The organism is Paramixta manurensis (assembly GCF_013285385.1).
Taxonomy (GTDB): Bacteria; Pseudomonadota; Gammaproteobacteria; order Enterobacterales; family Enterobacteriaceae; genus Paramixta; species Paramixta manurensis.
Map to the genome: position 1 here is coordinate 1,297,020 of NZ_CP054212.1, position 19,891 is coordinate 1,316,910.

Here is a 19,891-nt window from a genome sequence, read left to right on the forward strand (position 1 = left end):
TATCAACGGCTCCTGTTTAAGACTGAGTTTTGTCAGATGGCGCCTGAGATTGTGGGTCTGCATCCGGTTTGGCGTCTTCTGAAACTTCCTTTGGTGTGACCGGCGCGCCCGGTTTCACACGCTGAATACCCACAGTAATGACACGGTCGCCAGGCTTAAGGCCATCGGTAATCAACCATTTATCCCCAATCGCCTGGTCGGCGGTAACAATACGCGGCTGCGCTTTATTATTCTGATCCACCACCATTACGCTGGCCTGACCGGTTGGCGTGCGAGTTACACCTTGTTGTGGAACCAGCAGCGCGTTCGGGTTAGTACCTTCATCAAGGCTGGCGCGCACAAACATCCCCGGCAGCAAGCTATGGTCAGGGTTCGGGAACACCGCGCGTAAGGTAATAGAGCCGGTGGTCTGGTCTACGGTGACATCAGAGAATTCTAATGTACCGACTTGCTTGTATTGGTTACCGTTAGACGTCACCAACGTGACCTTGGCCTTACCGTCGATCTGTTGCAACTTGCCGGATTCCAGTTCCTGGCGTAGACGCATAAAATCATCACTGGATTGCGTCACGTCGACATAGATGGGGTCAAGTTGTTGTACGGTGGCCAGAGCGTTAGTTTGGCCGCTTTGAACCAGTGCGCCTTCGGTTACCGATGATTTACCAATGCGGCCGCTAATCGGCGAAGTGACTTTGGTATAAGCAAGGTTGATACGTGCGCTTTCAACGTTGGCTTTCGCCGCTTCAACCGCAGCGGCGGTTTGCATCTGCGTAGCGACGGCTTGGTCATAGTCTTGCTGACTAACGTATTTAGAGCTCAGCAACGACTTATCGCGTTTCACCGTCAGCGCGGCGATTTGCGCATTAGCTTGCGCCTGAGATAAATCGCCTTTAGCGCTATCATAGGCGGCTTGATAGGTGGCCGGGTCGATCTGATAAAGAGACTCGCCCGCTTTAATATCACTGCCTTCAACGAAATTACGTTTCAAAATTATGCCCGAAACCTGCGGACGAACTTCTGCAACGCGAAACGCGGAAGTACGGCCTGGAAGCTCGGTAGTGATTTTTAACGGTTCGCTTTTCAACGTGACCACACCAACCTCAGGTGCCTGCTGTTGGCCGGCTTGTTGGGATTTATTTTCATCACATCCTGTTAGCGCGAAGCTGCCTGAAAGCATCAGGACGGCCGCCAGAGGCGTCAACCCTCTGTTTTTTTTCATAAATAAACCTCTAGAGTCCGATATCGATTGGTCAATGGATCACAAACCGTAATACCCATTGCTGCGTTTAAGTTAGGGTCATGCTATGGTACATACATTCGCAAATGTATGTAAATCTACCCCATTGTAAATAACACCGATTATGGCACGAAAAACCAAACAGCAAGCCCTTGAAACACGGAATCAAATTATTGAGGCGGCCATTACGCGTTTTTCTGAACATGGCGTGTCGGCAACGTCGTTGGCCGATATCGCCGCAGAGGCGAGTGTCACACGCGGTGCGATTTACTGGCATTTCAAAAATAAAACCGATTTATTAAATGAAATTTGGGCGCAATCTGAGTCCGGTCTGGAAGACTTAGAGCAACAGTATCAAATAAAATACCCTTCCGATCCACTTTCCGTCTTGCGCGCCATGCTGCGCTATGTTTTTGAAGCAACCGCGCGCGATCCGCGCAGACGTTCTTTAATGGAAATCATTTTCCACAAATGTGAGTTTGTAGGGGAGATGACCACGCTACAAATGATGCAGCAAAATTTGTATCTGGAGTGTTACGAAAAGATAGAAGACATCTTTCGCGAGTGCATAGAGAAAGGGCAACTGCCGGCTGACCTTAATACCCGCCGGGCGGCGGTAATTACGCGCGGCTATGTTAGCGGCATCATGGAAAACTGGCTATTTATGCCTGAAAGTTTCGACATCGCCGCCGACGCCCCAGCGTTGGTGGAAACCTTGTTGGACACGTTAAAAAACAGCCATAGCTTGCGCGATGTGGCGACGCGCTAACTTAGCCATTTTCCAGCTTCTTTTCAAAATCACGTTTCACTATCTCCAGCGCCGCCAGTACGGTTTGCGGCGCAATCTCATGTTCCTCCAGCAGCATAATCAAATCCACCGCCAGTTGGATTTCCTCAGGGGCATTTTCTAATGACATGGTCCTGTTCTCTCTTTTATACCGTTCCAATTACGCTAAGCGCAGATAGATTACCGGATCAGCTCGCGCTCGAGGCTCGCCAGCGCGCTCTGGCAACGCGCCAGCCGCTCCTCCAGCGCCACCAACTCTCGCTGAATATGTTGCTGTTGTTGTAACGTTTCCACGCGCCCCAGTTGAGTTTCACGCTCCGCTAACATTGCCCGGAGACGTTGCTCAAACCTGTAATACTCGGCCACCTTTTCACCTAATCTCTGTTGCGCGCTGGTCGCCGATTGGCGCGTATCGCGCAGGTGTTGTGTGGCTATCTCGCGCCGTAAAGCCTCTAACTGTGCCGTTGCGTGCTCAGCTAACCAAGCCGTGCGTTCCCGGTTACCATCGGCAATATGCCGTTTTAAGCGATCGCAAGTTTGGCGCGCTTCGGCTAAATAATCCTTAAGTTGGTTGCCGCGTGACTGAAAAAGTTGCTGGTCAAAGCGCGGTTGCGAACCGGCATAGGTGGTCGATTGCGCTATCGCCTGCGTCAGTTGTGCCAGTTGAGCATCCAGATGTTGCAGTAGCCGTTGATGTAACATGTTTTCTCTCCAGGGCGCGAGGAGGAGTATGTTGCACCTGCCGGCGGTTGATGGAAAGCAATAAAACCGGCGATTCGCCTCGTCACGGTTGCAATTATTCTGCGCTTTGCTTAGATTTGGTCGTTTTCGTGCGTGGCTTCCCTGGTTGAACACTATTCCGTCTGCGGCTATGGCCGTCAGCGTGAAGTGAAGCTGCGCGAGTCAGATTTGTATTCACCAGGCATAAGATTATGACCGCGACTGCGCAGCAGCTTGAATTAATTAAAGACAGTATCAAAAGTATTCCGGACTACCCGAAGCCGGGTATCCTGTTTCGTGATGTCACCAGTCTGTTGGAAGAGCCGAAAGCCTACGCAACCGCGATTGAACTGTTGGTTGAACGCTATCGCGATAAAGGGATTACCAAAGTCGTTGGCACTGAAGCGCGCGGTTTCCTGTTTGGCGCACCGGTGGCGTTAGGCCTTGGCGTTGGCTTTGTGCCAGTGCGTAAACCGGGTAAATTACCGCGTAAAACCTTCAGCGAAAGCTATGAACTGGAATACGGTACCGATCAACTGGAGTTGCATTGTGACGCTATTCAGCCCGGAGATTTGGTGTTAGTGGTTGATGATCTTTTGGCAACCGGCGGCACTATTGAAGCGACGGTGAAACTGATTCGTCGCGCGGGCGGTGAAGTGAAAGACGCCGCGTTTGTGATTAATCTCTACGATCTGACCGGCGAAACGCGCCTGAAAGCGATGGGTATCAATAGCTATAGCCTTGTCGCCTTCCCGGGGCACTAAGTTCCCGACCTTCAGCCTCGCCGTAAAGGTGGGGCTGTGTTAGCATGACTCATTGGTTTATCAACGCATCCCACAAACAAATGAGCTATCAGGTACTTGCCCGCAAGTGGCGCCCACAAGCGTTTTCTGATGTTGTCGGTCAGGAGCATGTCCTGACAGCGCTGGCAAATGGCCTGTCGCTTGGCCGCATCCATCACGCCTACCTTTTTTCCGGCACCCGCGGCGTCGGTAAGACCACTATCGCGCGTTTATTGGCGAAAGGGCTGAATTGCGAAACCGGTATTACCGCAACGCCATGCGGGCAGTGCGATAACTGTCGTGAAATTGAGCAGGGGCGTTTTGTTGACCTGATCGAGATCGATGCCGCCTCGCGCACCAAAGTGGAAGACACGCGCGACCTGCTGGATAACGTACAATATGCTCCGGCGCGCGGGCGCTTCAAAGTTTACCTGATCGATGAAGTGCATATGTTATCGCGCCACAGCTTCAACGCTCTGTTAAAAACGCTGGAAGAGCCGCCTGAGCACGTGAAATTTTTGCTGGCGACGACCGACCCGCAAAAATTGCCGGTCACCATCCTTTCACGCTGCCTGCAATTTCATCTTAAAGCACTGGATGTTGAGCAAATCCGCGCGCAGTTGGCGCGGGTTCTTGACGCAGAACAGATCGCCGCCGAGCCACGCGCGCTGCAACTGTTGGCGCGTGCTGCCGATGGCAGTATGCGCGATGCACTCAGTTTGACCGATCAAGCGATCGCTATGGGGCAGGGGCAAATTACCACCGAAACGGTCAGCGCGATGCTGGGAACGCTGGATGATGACCAGCCGCTGGCGTTAATTGAGGCGTTGGTTGAGGCCGATGGTCAGCAGGTGATGGCGTTATTGAACCAGGCGGCATCACGCGGCGTAGAGTGGGAAGCGCTACTAGTAGAGATGCTACGTTTGCTGCACCGTATCGCCATGGTGCAACTCCAGCCCTCCGCGTTAGGAGATGAGTTTGCAATGATTGAGCAACGCCTGCGTGAATTGGCGCGTGTGCTGCCGCCGGCGGACGTTCAGCTCTACTACCAAACGCTGTTAGTGGGGCGAAAAGAGTTACCGCTGGCGCCGGATCGGCGCATGGGCGTTGAAATGACGCTGTTGCGTGCGTTGGCGTTTCATCCTGATGCGGTGATTGCCGAGCCCGTTGCGCGCCCGAGTATGATTCCGCAGACATCGCCGTCAGCGACCTCTGCCGAGGCACCTCGTCCTGCGCCGGTACCTTCAGGCTCGCCGCCGCCTGCCGAAGCGCCGACGGCGCATCTACCGGATACCACACATCAGCTACTCCAGGCGCGCACTCAATTGATGCGTCAGCAAGGAGTAAACAAACCAAAAAAGAGTGAACCGGCGGCGCAAAATGCGCGGCCGGCAAGCTCGGCCCTGGAGCGTCTGGCGTCGGTTACCGAACGTGGTCAGCAGCAACGCCAATCCGCGCAAGCATCCGCCGCCGTAGCGGTAAAGAAAGAGGCATATCGTTGGAAAGCGCAAACTGTGCCGGTGGAGGCGCCCGCGCCGGTTGCCACGCCTAAAGCGCTACGCTCGGCGTTAGAACATGAAAAGACGCCGGAACTGGCAGCGAGATTGCAGGAAGAAGCCCAGCAACGTGATAGTTGGGCGGCAGAGGTGGCAAGTTTAACCCTGCCGAAACTGGTGCAACAGTTGGCGCTTAATGCCTGGAAAGAGCAAACTGAGCAGGGTGTCTGCCTTCATTTGCGCTCCACCCAGCGCCATCTGAACTCCGCATCGGCGCAACAGGTGCTGGCAGAAGCGCTAAGCGCCGCGGCTGCGCAGAAGGTTGAACTCACTATCATTGAAGATGATAATCCGGCGGTGTTAACGCCGCTGGAGTGGCGGCAAAAAATTTATGAAGAGAAACTGGCGCAGGCGCGTCAGTCGATAATTGCGGATACGCATATTCAGACTCTACGTCGGTTTTTTGACGCCGATGTAGATGAAGAGAGTATTCGCCCCGTTTGAAACGCCGCATAAGCGTATTGTATGTTTACGCGGCCTGAGCTGAGAGAGAAAACTATGTTTGGTAAAGGCGGTTTGGGCAACTTGATGAAACAAGCCCAGCAAATGCAGGACAAAATGGCCCAGGTGCAGGAAGAAATCGCCGCTCTGGAAGTGACCGGCGAATCTGGCGCTGGCCTGGTAAAAGTCACCATCAATGGCGCGCACAATTGCCGTCGCGTAGAAATCGATCCCAGTCTGCTGGAAGACGATAAAGATATGCTGGAAGACTTGGTTGCCGCCGCATTTAACGATGCTGCGCGTCGTATTGGCGAAACGCAAAAAGAGAAAATGGCAGCGGTTTCCTCCGGTATGCAATTGCCGCCGGGCTTTAAGATGCCGTTCTGATGCAAACCAGCCCACTCCTTGAAGCGTTAATGGAGTCGCTGCGCTGTTTACCCGGCGTCGGGCCAAAATCGGCGCAGCGTATGGCGTTTCAGCTCCTGCAACGCGATCGCAGCGGCGGTATGCGCCTTGCCCAGGCGTTAACGCGCGCGATGTCGGAAATTGGTCACTGTGCTGATTGCCGGACATTTACCGAGCAGGAGATCTGCACTATTTGCGCCAATTCGCGTCGGCAACAAAATGGGCAGATCTGCGTGGTGGAGAGCCCGGCGGATATCCATGCTATTGAGCAAACCGGTCAGTTTGCCGGGCGCTACTTTGTGTTAATGGGGCATCTCTCGCCGTTGGACGGTATCGGTCCGCAGGATATTGGTCTTGACCGCCTGGAACAGCGTCTTGAAAGTGAATCTATTCAAGAAGTGATCCTGGCCACTAATCCGACGGTGGAAGGTGAAGCCACGGCTAACTATATTGCTGAACTGTGTGGGCAATATGGCGTTGAAGCCAGCCGTATCGCACATGGCGTGCCGGTGGGCGGTGAGCTGGAAATGGTTGATGGCACCACATTGTCCCATTCGCTGGCGGGACGTCATAAGATTAAATTCTGAACAATCGTCGGCACGGTGCGCCGTGCCGGCTTGAAAAGCGCTTTTCCATCCCCATCTTTTCCTCAACGTTCGTTAAACCTGCTTCAGTTGAGGTATCAATGACCATGAAAGGACAAGAGACGCGTGGTTTCCAGTCAGAAGTAAAACAGCTTCTGCATCTGATGATCCATTCCCTCTATTCAAACAAAGAGATCTTCCTGCGCGAGTTGATTTCCAACTCTTCCGATGCGGCAGACAAGCTGCGTTTTCGTGCGCTCTCAACGCCTGACCTCTATGAGGGCGATGGCGAACTGCGTGTACGGGTCGCAGTTGATAAGGAAAGTCGGACTCTACGGCTCAGTGATAACGGCATTGGTATGCGCCGCGATGAAGTGATTGAAAACTTGGGGACTATCGCTAAATCTGGCACCAAAGCCTTCCTTGAATCGATGGGGTCCGATCAGGCGAAAGATAGCCAATTAATTGGTCAGTTCGGCGTTGGTTTCTACTCTGCGTTTATCGTTGCCGATAAAGTCACGGTACGTACCCGTGCCGCCGGCGCTGCAGCGGATGAAGGGGTGTTCTGGGAATCGGCTGGCGAAGGCGAATATACCCTTGCCGACATCAATAAAGCCGATCGCGGAACCGAAATTACACTTCACCTGCGCGAAGGCGAAGATGAGTTCCTGGATGCCTGGCGGGTGCGTAGCATCATTAGTAAATATTCCGACCATATTGCGCTGCCGGTTGAAATTGAAACCCATGATGAAGAGAACGACACCACCTCGTGGGAAAAAATCAATAAAGCGCAGGCGCTGTGGACGCGTAATAAGGCGGAGATCAGCGACGAAGAGTACCAAGAGTTTTATAAACATATCGCCCATGATTTTACCGATCCTGCCGCCTGGAGCCACAACCGCGTAGAAGGTAAACAAGAGTACACCAGCCTGCTTTATATCCCGGCGCAAGCGCCGTGGGATATGTGGAACCGCGATCATAAACACGGTTTGAAACTGTATGTCCAGCGTGTGTTTATTATGGATGACGCCGAGCAGTTCATGCCGAACTATCTGCGTTTTGTGCGCGGGCTGATCGATTCCAATGACTTACCGCTGAATGTCTCGCGTGAAATTTTGCAGGATAGCCGGATAACGCAAAGCTTGCGCGGCGCTCTGACTAAACGTGCGTTGCAGATGCTGGAAAAACTGGCAAAAGATGACGCGGAAAAATATCAGCAATTCTGGCAACAATTCGGCTTGGTATTGAAAGAAGGCCCGGCAGAAGATACCACTAACCAGCAAACCATCGCTAAACTGCTTCGCTTCGCCTCAACCAGTAGCGAAGGGGCCACGCAAACCGTCTCGCTGGACGATTACGTTAGCCGCATGGTTGAAGGTCAGGAAAAGATCTACTACATCACTGCTGACAGCTACGCGGCGGCGAAAAGCAGCCCGCATCTGGAACTGTTCCGTAAGAAAGGCATTGAAGTCCTGCTGCTGTCCGATCGGATCGATGAGTGGATGATGAGCTATCTGACCGAGTTTGATGGCAAAACTTTCCAGTCGGTCAGCAAAGCGGATGAGTCGCTAAGTAAACTGGCGGACGAAGAGAGCGACGAGCAGAAAGAAGCGCAGAAAGCGCTGGAACCGTTTGTTGAGCGGGTGAAAACGCTACTGGGCGAGCGGGTGAAAGAGGTGCGTCTGACGCAACGTTTAACCGATACGCCAGCTATCGTCACCACCGATGCTAATGAAATGAGCACGCAGATGGCGAAACTGTTTGCCGCCGCAGGCCAAACGGTGCCGGAAGTGAAATATATTTTTGAAATCAACCCGGAACATGCTTTGGTAAAACGCGCCGCCGATACGCAAGATGATGCGCGCTTTGCTGAATGGATGGAACTGTTGTTTGATCAGGCGTTGTTCGCGGAACGCGGTACGCTGGAAGATCCCAACCAGTTTATCCGCCGGATGAATCAACTATTACTGGCGTAAACGTCAGATAAAATCCGGGTGGCGTAAGTCACCCGTTTTTTTACCTGCTTCCCATTGACCGAATCAAGCGAAACCACGAAAAACGGTCACTCAATGCCCGCTATGACGCCGTAAAACAAGGCCCGGTTTCTTACCAATCGGTGACCTGATTCACATATCCTCCGCCATTTTCGCTTTTTTTTATCACCGCGATGTTCCCCGCCGCCAGGGCATTGCACACTGTCTGCCGGTTAACAGGGCCGGAGGCCAGCATGCAAAATCAGGTGGTAATCGTTCTCGATTGTGGGGCGACCAATATTCGGGCCATTGCGCTGGATCCACTGGGGCGCGTGGTAGCAAAGGCCAGCGAGGAAAATTTTACCGTCAGTCCGGCGGCGCATAGCGACTGGCATCACTGGCCGGTTACCGAGATTATTGACCGCCTGGCTTCTTGTTGCCGAACCGTGATAAAAGCGCTTGGGGCATCAGGCGATGTGCGTATCCGGGCGGTGACCATTACCAGTTTTGGCGTTGACGGTACGCTGGTTGATCCCGCTGGCGAAATCCTTTATCCGGTGATCAGTTGGAAATGTCCACGCACCTGGGCGGTGATGGAAAATATCGACAAATATTTGCCGGTTTCCGCCTTGAAACGGATTTCCGGCGTCGGGCAATACAGTTTTAACACGTTGTATAAACTGATTTGGCTACGCGAAAATCATCCTGAATTAATGCGCAACGCGCATGCATGGTTATTTATGTCCTCCCTTATCGCCTGGCATTTAACCGGCGAAATGCGAACCGACCGCACCATGGCCGGTACCAGTCAATTATTAGAAATTAGCAGCGGTGAATTCAGCGATGAAATCCTGCGCGCGACAGGCATCAGCAAAGCGTTATTTCCGCCGATGATCGATCCTGGAGAAAGTATTGGCGAAGTACAGGCCGCGGTGGCCGCCCGTTTTGGTTTACCGCCCGGTACCCCAGTGATTTCTACCGGTCATGATACGCAATTCGCTCTGCTGGGGTCGGGGGCCGAGCCCGGCCAGCCGGTTCTCTCTTCCGGGACGTGGGAGATTTTAATGGTGCGTAGCCGCAGTATTGATACCGAGGCATTGTTGCTGGATGAGCGGGTAACCTGCGAGTTAGATAGTTATCAAGGCTACTATAATCCCGGCGCGCAATATCTTGCCTCCGGCGTGCTGGAGTGGATCCGCAAGCTGTACTGGCCAGATGTCGCCGCGCCGGAAGCGTATGCGTTGATGAAACGGGAAGCCGCCGCGATCCCGCCGGGGAGTGAAGGGGTGACCATGCGTTGCGATTTACTGGGCGATGCGCACGCCGGATGGCAGGGCGTGACGTTATCGACGCGACGCGGGCATTTTTACCGTGCTGCAATGGAAGCGCTGGCGCAGCGGCTTAAACAGCATCTCACCCTGCTGGAAAAGATCGGCCGCTTCAATACTGAGGTATTAACGCTGGTGGGCGGCGGCAGTAATAATGAGGTTTGGAACCAGATAAAAGCCGATACCATCGGGCATCCGGTACGGATATTATCCGAAGCGGAAACCACCGTGCTTGGCGCGGCGATGTTCGCCTGGGCTGGCTGCGGCTATTACGTGAATGTGGAAGAGGCGCGGGCGCGCGTTAACTTCGACTATCGCGTATTTATACCGCAGTAAGAGGCCGCGAAGCATTAGCCTTTAATCACGGTGGTCACGGCATCAATATGGCCGAGCGTCACCACGCTTTTACGGCCCATTTTACTTTTATCGATCAATAACAGAGATTGCGCTGCCCGCTTGAGCATCAACTGTTTAAGCGGTGCGTTATGCCCGCCGCTGTCCCAAATATTTCCTTCGTTATCAATACCATCGCAAGAAAAGATAAACAGGTCGAGATCGAGATCTTTTAGCAGTGCCAGCGGTAAATCGTGACGGTAACTGGCGGATTTTCTGTCGAGCCAGCCGCCGCAGCAAATCAACGTAATACGCGTTTTCTTTTCCACTTCGTAGCAGATGCGAAAACTGTTGGTCACCACCGTCATTTCACTATTCGGTAGCCGTTTAGCGAGATGCCAACAGGTGGAGCTGGCATCCAGCGCTAACGTCATACCCGGCGACAGCCAGGCAAGCGCCTGCTCAACCAATTCTCTTTTTCGTTGCGTATGGCTTTTGGAGCGATCGCTAAAAGCGGTGGCGGCCTCGGTCACATCGCGCTGAATAAGGGTCGCTTTACCGTGTTGCCTTAACAGTTTGCCTTGAGCCTGTAGTTGACGTAAATCCCGGCGCAGGGTCTCTTTACTGACCTGAAATTGTTTCGCCAAATCGGCGACGGAACCGGCTTCCTGCTCTTCCAGCAACGCCAAAATCTGCCGCATTCTCTCGTTTTTCATCATGGTTACCCGGAGCCGATTGTTGTCTTTTTCATCTTAATCGCCTTTATCAGGCGGAACAATTAGCACGCGATGACCGTTTACTGGCAGCGCGCGGCAAACGGGCGCGCAGGCGGCATGATCTGCACAACAAAAAGCAGGGAGAACCGGCTGCTTCTATGACGTTGTTCACACTTTTTTTCTTCAAATCGCCGTCAGCCAACCGGCTCGGGGACAATTTTGCCATTGCATTTGTAATCATCGCGGCTGTGGAGAACACCATGAACAGAAGAGAAATTTCGCGTCAAATTATTGATACCTGCCGGCAAATGAACCAAATGGGGCTCAACCAAGGCACCTCCGGCAACATTAGCGTTCGTTTCGATGAGGGAATGCTGATTACGCCAACCAGCGTACCGTACGAAAAGTTGCGTGAAGAAGACATTGTATATGTTGACGCGCAAGGGCAGCACGAAGCAGGGAAAAAGCCCTCCAGCGAGTGGCGCTTCCATTTAGCCATTCTGCAGGCCAAACCGAATGAGAACGTGGTGCTACACAATCATGCGCCTAACGCGACGGCGGTCGCGATCCTTAATCGTGAGATCCCGGCCATTCACTACATGGTTGCGGCGGCGGGGCGCGATGTGATTCCTTGCGCGCCCTATGCCACCTTTGGCACCCAGGCTTTATCGGATTATGCCGTGGGGGCGCTGCGAGGGTGCAAGGCAACGCTGCTACAGCATCACGGCATGATTGCCTGCGGAAAAACGTTAGAAAAAGCGCTATGGCTGGCGCAGGAAGTGGAAGTGCTTGCCCGACTCTATTTAGCCATTTTGCCGATCGCTAACCCGGCACCGGTGCTGTCTAAAGCGCAAATCGATGAGGTCTTAAGCCTGTTTAACGGCTACGGGCTGGTGGATTAACGCCACTTTCACTGCCCCGGATAGCGCCGGTTTTCTTGTGGATGGCGGGCCATAATGGTATGTTCTTGGCCTTCTAAGATAGATCAATGCGATTCGCAAGGGGATTTACGCAATGCGTATTATTCTGCTCGGCGCACCGGGCGCAGGCAAGGGGACTCAGGCTCAGTTTATTATGGAGAAATACGGTATTCCGCAAATCTCCACCGGCGATATGCTGCGCGCAGCGGTAAAGGCTGGTTCAGAGCTGGGTAAAAAAGCCAAAGAGATTATGGATGCAGGCAAACTGGTAACCGACGAACTGGTTATTGCTCTGGTAAAAGAGCGCATTGCGCAAGATGATTGCCGCAATGGTTTCTTACTGGATGGTTTCCCGCGTACTATCCCGCAAGCAGACGCGATGAAAGAAGCCGGCATCAAGGTTGATTACGTGCTGGAATTCGCCGTACCTGATGAACTGATCGTTGAACGTATCGTTGGCCGCCGCGTACATGCGCCGTCAGGCCGCGTCTATCATGTGACCTTTAATCCGCCGAAAGTGGAAGGCAAAGATGATGTTACCGGCGAGGAGCTGACCACCCGTAAAGACGATCAGGAAGAAACCGTGCGTAAGCGCCTGGTGGAATACCATCAGATGACCGCGCCGCTGATTGCCTATTACAGCAAAGAAGCCGCTGCCGGTAATACCGCTTATCATAAAATTGACGGTACGCGTAAAGTGCCTGACGTTAGCGCCGAACTGGCGAAAATCCTCGGTTAATCTTGACTGGGGCCGCCGACACAACGGGTGGCCCCTTTCGCAGCAATTGCTTTTCCCGCCGCTGTTTTCAACTAGAATAGTTCTCGTTTCTACTCCCTTTCATGCCATAACAAGGAATAACGATGAGGCAAGATAAACCCGGCGTTTTGTTGGTTAATTTAGGCACGCCCGATGCGCCAACGACGCCTGCCGTTAAGCGCTATCTTAAACAGTTTTTGAGCGATCCTCGGGTGGTTGATACGCCGCGCTGGCTATGGTGGGCGATTTTAAACGGCGCTATTTTGCCCATCCGTTCGCCGCGGGTAGCGAAGCTGTACGCTTCGGTGTGGATGCCAGAAGGCTCACCGTTGATGGTGTATAGCAAACGTCAGCGTGATGCGCTGGCAGCCCGGCTAGATATGCCGGTCGCGCTGGGAATGAGTTATGGTAACCCGTCGCTAAAAAGCGCGCTGGATAGCCTGATGCAACAGGGGATAACGCGTCTGATCGTGTTGCCTCTCTATCCGCAGTTTTCTTGTTCAACTGTGGCCGCAGTATGGGATGGGATAACGCAGGTTTTTGCCGGCTATCGCAGCCTGCCTGATGTGAGCTTTATTCGTGATTACGCCGAACATCCGGCCTATATTGCGGCCTTACGCGCCTCGGTTGAGCGCTCTTTTGCTCAGCACGGCAAACCAGACCTGCTGGTGATGTCTTATCACGGTATTCCGCAACGTTTCGCTGACGAGGGCGATGACTATCCACAGCGTTGTCGCGATACTACCGCTGCGTTGACCGCCGCATTGGGGTTGGGTGAAGGGGAAATGATGATGACTTTCCAGTCGCGCTTTGGTCGTGAGCCTTGGCTGACGCCCTATACCGATGAAACTATGCGTGGGCTACCGGCAAAAGGCGTGAAGCATATTCAAATCATGAGTCCTGGTTTTTCCGCCGACTGTCTGGAGACACTGGAAGAGATCAGCGAACAGAACCGCGAGTTTTTCATTCATGCTGGCGGGACGAAGTTTGAATATATCCCGGCGCTGAATGAAGATGAGGCGCACATCGCCATGATGGCAGAGTTGGTCAACGCGCAGCGCTGATAGCGTGGCGGAGAGTATGCTATTATTCTCCGCCTGTTTCCTTGCAGACTATCCAATCATGAAATTTCCCGGCAAACGCAAATCTAAGCACTATTTTCCCGTCAGCGCGCGCGACCCTTTATTGCAGCAAGCACAGCCTGAAAACGAATCCGGCACCAGTTGGATTGTCGGGATCGACCAAACGCTGGTCGATATTGAAGCGAAAGTCGATGATGCTTTCGTCGCACGCTACGGGCTAAGCGTTGGGCATTCTCTGGTGATTGAGGAGCCGGTTGCCGAGGCGTTGTATGGCGAGCTACAGCGTGAAAATCTGATCACTCACCAGTTCGCTGGCGGCACGATTGGTAACACCATGCACAACTATTCGGTACTGGCAGATGACCGTTCGGTCTTGCTGGGCGTAATGTGCAACAATGTGCAAATCGGTGGTTATGCTTACCGCTATTTATGTAACACCTCAAGCCGTACCGATTTGAACTATTTGCAGGGCGTGGACGGCGCGATTGGGCGCTGTTTTACCCTGATCGGCGAAAACGGTGAGCGTACCTTCGCCATCAGCCCCGGTATGATGAATCAGCTCCGGGCGGAAAGTATTCCGGAAGAGGTCATCGCTGGCGCATCGGCACTGGTGCTAACCTCCTATCTGGTGCGTTGTCAGCCCGGCGAGCCAATGCCGCAGGCGACGATGAAAGCCATTGAATACGCCAAAAAACATCGTGTTCCGGTGGTGCTGACGTTAGGAACCAAATATGTGATTGCCAACGATCCGCAGTTCTGGCGAGACTTTCTACGCGAGCATGTTTCGATTGTGGCGATGAATGAAGATGAAGCCTTTGAATTAACCGGGTTAAGCGATCCGCTACAGGCGGCAAATATGGCTCTGGATTGGGTCGATTTAGTGCTGTGTACTGCCGGGCCTAATGGGCTTTTTATGGCCGGTTTCACAGAAGAAGAGGGCAAGCGGAAAACCAATCATCCGCTGCTGCCGGGCGCAATCCCCGAGTTTAACCAGTACGAATTTAGCCGTGCGATGCGCTACGATGATTGCCAACAACCTCTGCGTATTTTCTCCCACATCGCGCCTTATATGGGCGGCCCGGAAAAAATCATGAACACCAACGGTGCCGGAGATGGCGCGCTGGCGGCATTGCTACATGATATTACTGCCAATAATTACCACCGCGCCAATGTCCCGAACTCCAGTAAACATGCCCGCTGCTATTTAACCTATTCCTCACTGGCGCAGGTGTGCAAATATGCAAATCGGGTCAGTTATCAGGTATTAAACCAACATTCGCCTCGTCTGACGCGCGGGTTGCCGGAGCGTGAAGATAGTCTCGAAGAGTCATACTGGGAACGTTAAGCCGCTGTCCGGTACGGCGATAGCCGGTACCGGACTAGTATCAATCAAATCGGGCAGAAATCTGGTGAGGGTTGGGTTTCAATATCCTGCTTCAGCATATTAAGCATGCTATTAGCAATTTCGCGTTCCCCCATCACCACCCGGTCGGCGCCATGTTCGGTAAGGTAAGTCACTTCATCGTCATAATGCGCGCGTGCGATAATCTCAATGGTCGGGCATTTTTCACGCGCGGCGGTAACAATCTCGCCCGCTTCATAGCCGTTGGGAATGGTCAGCAACAGCCAGCGCGCGCAGTCCAGCCGGGCCAAGTCCATCGTATCCGCCCGGGCAGCGTTGCCCAGCACGGCGCGGATACCCTGTTCGCGTAATGCTTCCACTCGGGTACGTGAGTTTTCCACCACCACGATCGGCACGCCAGCTTCGATCAGGCGCGTGCCTAACAACCCGCCAACCCGGCCAAATCCGACAATGATCGCATGGTGGCAAATATCCACCGGGATCTGCTTCTCGTCTTCGATGGCCTCTTCAAGGGTCTGCTCTTCAATGGTTTCGGTTTTCTCCAGATAACGTTCCAGCAGCGTAAACAGAATCGGATTCAGCATGATTGAGAGAATAGCGGTGGCCAGCACCAGGTTCCGCCCCTCCGCGCTGAGCAGATTAAGCGCTATACCCAGCCCGGCGAGAATAAAGGCGAACTCGCCAATTTGCGCGAGGCTCACAGAAATGGTTAATGCAGTACGCCGCGAATGCCCCAGCACCACCACCAGTAACCAGGCGGCGATTGACTTACCCAACACCACGATCGCTAAGGCGCCAACTACTGCCAACGGTTGCTGAATCAAAATCATTGGGTCGAATAACATGCCGACCGAGACGAAGAACAGCACGGCAAAGGCGTCACGTAGCGGCAGCGTATCGTGCGCCGCCCGATGACTTAATTCCGATTCGTTTAACACCATACCGGCGAAGAACGCGCCTAATGCGAACGACACATCGAAAAACTCGACGGCGCCAAAGGCAATGCCGAGCGCCAACGCCAGTACCGAGAGGGTAAACAACTCACGCGACCCGGTCGCAGCGCTCTTCGCCAAAATCCACGGCACCACGCGGCGGCCAACCACCATCATCAACACCATAAACGCGACCACTTTACCGATGGTGAGCAATAAATCCCACGCCAGCAGGGTAAAGCTGGCATTACCTTGCTCAAACATTCCGGCAAGCGCCGGCAGCAAGACCAGCGTTAATACCATTACCAAATCTTCGACGATCAGCCAGCCAATGGCGATTTGACCGCGTTGGCTATCAATTAACTGGCGCTCTTCCAGCGCCCGTAGCAGCACTACCGTACTGGCGGTAGAGAGACACAGGCCAAATACCAGCCCGGTCATCAGCGGCCAACCCAGCGCCCAAGACAACCCGATACCGAGCAGGGTTGCCACCGCGATCTGCGCCACCGCGCCGGGAATGGCGATGGCTTTTACCGACATCAAATCTTTGAGTGAAAAGTGCAGGCCAACGCCAAACATCAGCAAAATAACCCCCAGCTCGGCCAGTTCCGGCGCCAAGTCGGTATCAGCAACAAAACCTGGCGTAAATGGCCCCGCCAGCACGCCCGCCAATAAATAACCGACTAAGGGGGAAATACGCAGGCGATTCGCCAGCATACCGAGGAGGAAGGCGAGGACAAGGCCTCCGACAATTGTCGTAATAAGTGGCGTGGTGTGGTGCATGCCTGTCTCCTTGTATGTAAATGTATCCGGTTGAAACAATAAGTTTATTGCATATTTGCTTTCCGCGCTTGTCAATATCGACAATAAGTGAAATAAATAACGAAAAAATGATAAAAAGCACCTCAATAGGTGTTTTTTAACACTTATCGCGCTGGGTGGTGGGTTTTATCAATGAAAAGTGCGGCGTGATTCGCAGGAATGCACGCCGTAAAGCAGGTTATTGATGGCGGTTATCAGGCAGGAATGCGGTAAGAATACCCAGTAAGGGAAGATAAGCGCAGATTTGATACACCAACTCAATACTGGTGCGGTCGGCTACCAGCCCAAGCACTGCGGCACCTAAGCCGCCCATACCAAAGGCGAAACCAAAAAACAGGCCGGAAACCATTCCAATACGCCCCGGCATCAGTTCTTGTGCATAGACTAAAATTGCCGAGAAGGCCGAAGCGAGAATCAACCCGATGATCACGCTCAGTACGCCGGTCCAGGCTAATGATGCGTAGGGCAGCAGTAAGGTAAATGGCGCTACGCCGAGTATCGAGCACCAGATAACATATTTTCGCCCGATTTTGTCGCCAATCGGGCCGCCGATGACGGTGCCTGCCGCCACGGCAAATAAAAACGCGAAGAGATGCAATTGCGCGTTTTGAACCGACAGACCAAATTTGTGGATGAGATAAAAGGTGTAATAACTGCTCAGGCTGGTGAGATAAAAGTATTTGGAGAAAATCAGCATCAGCAAAATACTCACCGCTAATACCACCTTACCGCGTGGCAACGGGCTGGCTTTAATGGTCGTTGGTTTGCCCTTAGCAACCCGATGTTGGTTTTGATACCAACGGCTAATTTGCATCAGCAACACGATGCCAAGCAGCGCCGCCAGCGTAAACCAGGCGACATTCCCTTTACCATAAGGTGCGATGACTAAGGCCGCCAATAAGGGGCCTAGCGAGCTACCGAAATTACCGCCTACCTGAAATAGCGATTGCGCCAGGCCGTGTCGCCCGCCGGACGCCATACGCGCCACGCGTGATGATTCAGGATGAAACACCGACGAGCCGGTGCCCACCAGTGCGGCAGCCAGCAAAATCATCGGGAAATTGCTGGCCAACGCTAACAGCAATAGCCCGCTCAGCGTGAAACCCATGCCAATTGGCAGTGACCAGGGTTGCGGGTGTTTATCCGTGTAGTAACCGATCAGCGGCTGAAGTAGAGACGCGGTGAGCTGATAGGTGAGGGTAATAAGACCAATTTGTACGAAACTGAGTGAAAATTCACTGCGTAATAGGGGATAAATCGCCAGAATAAGCGACTGAATCATATCATTAAGCAGATGCGCGAGGCTGATAGCGCCGAGCACTCTGAATGCGGTACGCTGCGGCGTCGCAGCAGCGCCTGGAACGGTTTGTTCGCTTGCCATTAAAATAATCCGTATCGGTATTGGAATAATAGTGAGGTGCAGATGAACCCCTATTGATTCAAACACCGTTCTATAAGTCAATAACTGCGTCATACTTCACGCGGCGAGCATTGGCTTTTGCCAGAGAGATCATCATCACAACAGGGAGAGGCGCAATGCGCAATCGATACCAAATACTGCTGGGCGGACTCGCAGGGATACTGTTAGCCGTCCCTTTAGCGGCACAGGCATGGGAAAAAGACCGAACCTATCAATTTACTGTGCTGCACTCGAACGATCTACACGGGCAGTTTTGGGCCAATGCGCAAGGTGAATATGGTCTGGCGGCGCAAAAAACCGTGGTCGATCAAATTCGTTATGATGTGCAGGCGCATGGGGGCGCACTCTTGGTGCTCTCCGGCGGCGATGTGAATAGCGAAGCGCCAGAAACCGACCGACAGAATGCGGAACCGGCGTTTCGTGGCATGAATTTAATTGGCTATCAAGGAATGGCGATTGGCGATAGCGAGTTTACGCATCCGTTATCGGTGCTACGTCAGCAACAGAAATGGGCAAAATTTCCGCTGTTGTCAGCCAATATCTACCAAACCAGCAGCGGCAAACGCCTGTTCCAGCCCTATGCTTTGTTTAACCGCATGGGCCTGAAGATTGCGGTGATAGGCTTAACCCGCGACCAGACGGCGACCACGGCCAACCCGCAGAACCTGCAAGATATCGCTTTCCATTCACCGATAGAAGAAGCGAAAACGGTAGTGAATGCGTTGCGCGCACATGAAAAACCGGATGTGATTATTGCCGCGACGCATTTGGGATACTACGCCGATGGCACGCAGGGCGATGTGGCGCTGGCGCGCGCATTACCGCCGGGATATCTCAACATCATCGTCGGCGGTCATTCCGGCGAAGCGGTGTGCATGGTGCAGAATGGCGTGGGGCAAAGCCGGTTTGTGCCGGGTATGCATTGTGTGCCCGATCGGCAAAACCAGACGTGGATCATGCAGGCACAAGAAGGCGGGAAATCGATTGGGCGGGCTGATTTCACGTTTCGCAATGGTGTATTAACGCTGGCCCATTACCAACTGATTCCTATCAATCCGAAACAGACGATAGCCAATACCGACGGTAGCAACAGCCAGATAAATAACAGTGAACCGATTCCGGCCGATCCGGCGATGCTAAAATTGTTGCTGCCGTTTCAGCGCAAGGCGGACGCGATGCGTAAAGTGAGTAACCGGCCTTAATAAAGCCGGTACGGGCTGGCGATGCCGGGCCCGTACCGCCTGCGATGGTGAAACCGCCGGTTATGCCTGACAGATTTTTTTGGCGATCCATTTCTCGCGCAACCGATCCCACAGCCAGTTGTAAGCGATGGTGTAAGGCAGGAAGAACAGGAAAAAGGCGGCTTCCAGTATAAATGCCTGCCACAACGACATTCCCAGCATCCAGGCGGCAATCGGCAAGCCGATCAGAATAAAACCGCCTTCAAAGCACAGCCCGTGTAACACGCGCAATAATGGCCCGCGTGAAACTTTACCGAGTGGAAACAGGCGGTCAAATCCGGCGTTATAAACGATGTTCCAGCCCATCGCCACGGTTGACAACATAATCGCCAGTGCGCCCATTTGAAACAGAGGCTTACCTATTATCCATGCTGCGATTGGCGAAACAATCAGCACGCCCATCACTTCGAAACCGATAGCATGTAAAAAACGTTCTTTTAGGGTTCTGGTGCGCATAATAGCCTCCGGGTTTGCGTCGGAGGGTATTTTCAT

Annotated in this window: 18 protein-coding genes, 1 pseudogene and 1 other annotated feature; of the genes and pseudogenes, 12 read left to right on the forward strand and 7 right to left on the reverse strand. The window is 53.2% G+C overall.

The features are described 5' to 3' along the window. Positions 1 to 16: 16 nt before the first annotated feature. The gene (locus tag PMPD1_RS06320) at positions 17 to 1,219 is read right to left on the reverse strand and encodes an efflux RND transporter periplasmic adaptor subunit (RefSeq protein ID WP_173633243.1); all 1,203 of its coding nucleotides are present in this window, start codon (positions 1,217 to 1,219) and stop codon (positions 17 to 19) included. A 142-nt stretch (positions 1,220 to 1,361) separates the two neighbouring features. Between PMPD1_RS06320 and acrR the strand changes: the two genes are divergently transcribed. Continuing rightward, positions 1,362 to 2,006, forward strand: coding sequence for a multidrug efflux transporter transcriptional repressor AcrR (gene acrR, locus PMPD1_RS06325; protein ID WP_173633244.1), 645 nt, complete (start codon positions 1,362 to 1,364; stop codon positions 2,004 to 2,006). A 1-nt stretch (position 2,007) separates the two neighbouring features. Here the strand turns inward: acrR and rsmS are convergent, their stop codons facing one another. Together rsmS and priC are read right to left on the reverse strand one after the other, a co-directional pair. Further along, entirely contained in the window at positions 2,008 to 2,154 is a 147-nt protein-coding gene (gene rsmS / locus PMPD1_RS06330) for a pleiotropic regulatory protein RsmS (protein ID WP_173633245.1), read from the reverse strand. A 50-nt stretch (positions 2,155 to 2,204) separates the two neighbouring features. Continuing rightward, positions 2,205 to 2,726, reverse strand: coding sequence for a primosomal replication protein PriC (gene priC, locus PMPD1_RS06335; RefSeq protein ID WP_173633246.1), 522 nt, complete (start codon positions 2,724 to 2,726; stop codon positions 2,205 to 2,207). Between the two features lie 230 nt (positions 2,727 to 2,956). Between priC and apt the strand changes: the two genes are divergently transcribed. The 6 genes from apt (at position 2,957) to fucK (ending at position 10,149) form a co-directional block, all read left to right on the forward strand. Next, complete coding sequence (gene apt / locus PMPD1_RS06340; protein WP_173633247.1) at positions 2,957 to 3,508, forward strand: adenine phosphoribosyltransferase; 552 nt, start codon at positions 2,957 to 2,959, stop codon at positions 3,506 to 3,508. Between the two features lie 80 nt (positions 3,509 to 3,588). Further along, complete coding sequence (gene dnaX, locus PMPD1_RS06345) at positions 3,589 to 5,526, forward strand: DNA polymerase III subunit gamma/tau (RefSeq protein WP_173636132.1); 1,938 nt, start codon at positions 3,589 to 3,591, stop codon at positions 5,524 to 5,526. Next, positions 4,862 to 4,923 (forward strand) — a sequence feature (DnaX frameshifting element). Its footprint overlaps the gene before it by 62 nt. Before the next feature lie 54 nt (positions 5,527 to 5,580). After that, a complete protein-coding gene (locus PMPD1_RS06350) occupies positions 5,581 to 5,910 on the forward strand; it encodes a YbaB/EbfC family nucleoid-associated protein (RefSeq protein WP_173633248.1) in 330 nt (109 codons plus the stop codon). Next, on the forward strand, positions 5,910 to 6,515 hold the full coding sequence (recR, locus tag PMPD1_RS06355; RefSeq protein WP_173633249.1) for a recombination mediator RecR: 606 nt from the start codon (positions 5,910 to 5,912) through the stop codon (positions 6,513 to 6,515). The genes PMPD1_RS06350 and recR overlap by 1 nt, the downstream gene beginning before the upstream one ends. Positions 6,516 to 6,619: 104 nt before the next feature. Beyond that, positions 6,620 to 8,488 (forward strand): molecular chaperone HtpG, encoded by a 1,869-nt coding sequence (htpG, locus tag PMPD1_RS06360; protein WP_173633250.1) that lies wholly within the window; start codon positions 6,620 to 6,622, stop codon positions 8,486 to 8,488. Positions 8,489 to 8,739: 251 nt separating this feature from the next. Next, positions 8,740 to 10,149: an L-fuculokinase gene (gene fucK, locus PMPD1_RS06365; protein WP_173633251.1), complete on the forward strand. Its 1,410-nt coding sequence runs from the start codon at positions 8,740 to 8,742 to the stop codon at positions 10,147 to 10,149. A gap of 14 nt (positions 10,150 to 10,163) precedes the next feature. Here fucK and fucR read toward each other — a convergent pair whose 3' ends face one another. Next, positions 10,164 to 10,865 carry an L-fucose operon activator gene (gene fucR / locus PMPD1_RS06370; protein ID WP_354292799.1) on the reverse strand — a complete coding sequence of 234 codons (702 nt, stop codon included), beginning with the start codon at positions 10,863 to 10,865 and terminating at the stop codon, positions 10,164 to 10,166. A gap of 257 nt (positions 10,866 to 11,122) precedes the next feature. Between fucR and PMPD1_RS06375 the strand changes: the two genes are divergently transcribed. The 4 genes from PMPD1_RS06375 (at position 11,123) to PMPD1_RS06390 (ending at position 14,966) form a co-directional block, all read left to right on the forward strand. Further along, entirely contained in the window at positions 11,123 to 11,764 is a 642-nt protein-coding gene (locus tag PMPD1_RS06375; RefSeq protein ID WP_173633252.1) for an L-fuculose-phosphate aldolase, read from the forward strand. A gap of 112 nt (positions 11,765 to 11,876) precedes the next feature. Further along, positions 11,877 to 12,521 (forward strand): adenylate kinase, encoded by a 645-nt coding sequence (gene adk / locus PMPD1_RS06380; RefSeq protein ID WP_173633253.1) that lies wholly within the window; start codon positions 11,877 to 11,879, stop codon positions 12,519 to 12,521. Positions 12,522 to 12,643: 122 nt separating this feature from the next. After that, complete coding sequence (hemH, locus tag PMPD1_RS06385; protein WP_173633254.1) at positions 12,644 to 13,603, forward strand: ferrochelatase; 960 nt, start codon at positions 12,644 to 12,646, stop codon at positions 13,601 to 13,603. A 58-nt stretch (positions 13,604 to 13,661) separates the two neighbouring features. Then, positions 13,662 to 14,966 (forward strand): inosine/guanosine kinase, encoded by a 1,305-nt coding sequence (locus PMPD1_RS06390; RefSeq protein WP_173636134.1) that lies wholly within the window; start codon positions 13,662 to 13,664, stop codon positions 14,964 to 14,966. Between the two features lie 44 nt (positions 14,967 to 15,010). Here the strand turns inward: PMPD1_RS06390 and ybaL are convergent, their stop codons facing one another. After that, positions 15,011 to 16,699: a YbaL family putative K(+) efflux transporter gene (gene ybaL, locus PMPD1_RS06395; protein ID WP_173633255.1), complete on the reverse strand. Its 1,689-nt coding sequence runs from the start codon at positions 16,697 to 16,699 to the stop codon at positions 15,011 to 15,013. Between the two features lie 217 nt (positions 16,700 to 16,916). Continuing rightward, positions 16,917 to 18,119 (reverse strand): MFS transporter, encoded by a 1,203-nt coding sequence (locus PMPD1_RS06400; RefSeq protein WP_173633256.1) that lies wholly within the window; start codon positions 18,117 to 18,119, stop codon positions 16,917 to 16,919. Positions 18,120 to 18,274: 155 nt separating this feature from the next. On the opposite strand from PMPD1_RS06400, the pseudogene PMPD1_RS06405 reads away from it, so the two are divergent. Further along, positions 18,275 to 19,333 (forward strand): annotated as a pseudogene (locus PMPD1_RS06405) (bifunctional UDP-sugar hydrolase/5'-nucleotidase); the annotation flags it as partial. Between the two features lie 87 nt (positions 19,334 to 19,420). On the opposite strand, the gene PMPD1_RS06410 reads toward PMPD1_RS06405, so the two are convergent. Next, positions 19,421 to 19,855 (reverse strand): multidrug/biocide efflux PACE transporter, encoded by a 435-nt coding sequence (locus PMPD1_RS06410; RefSeq protein WP_173633258.1) that lies wholly within the window; start codon positions 19,853 to 19,855, stop codon positions 19,421 to 19,423. Between the last annotated feature and the right edge of the window lie 36 nt (positions 19,856 to 19,891).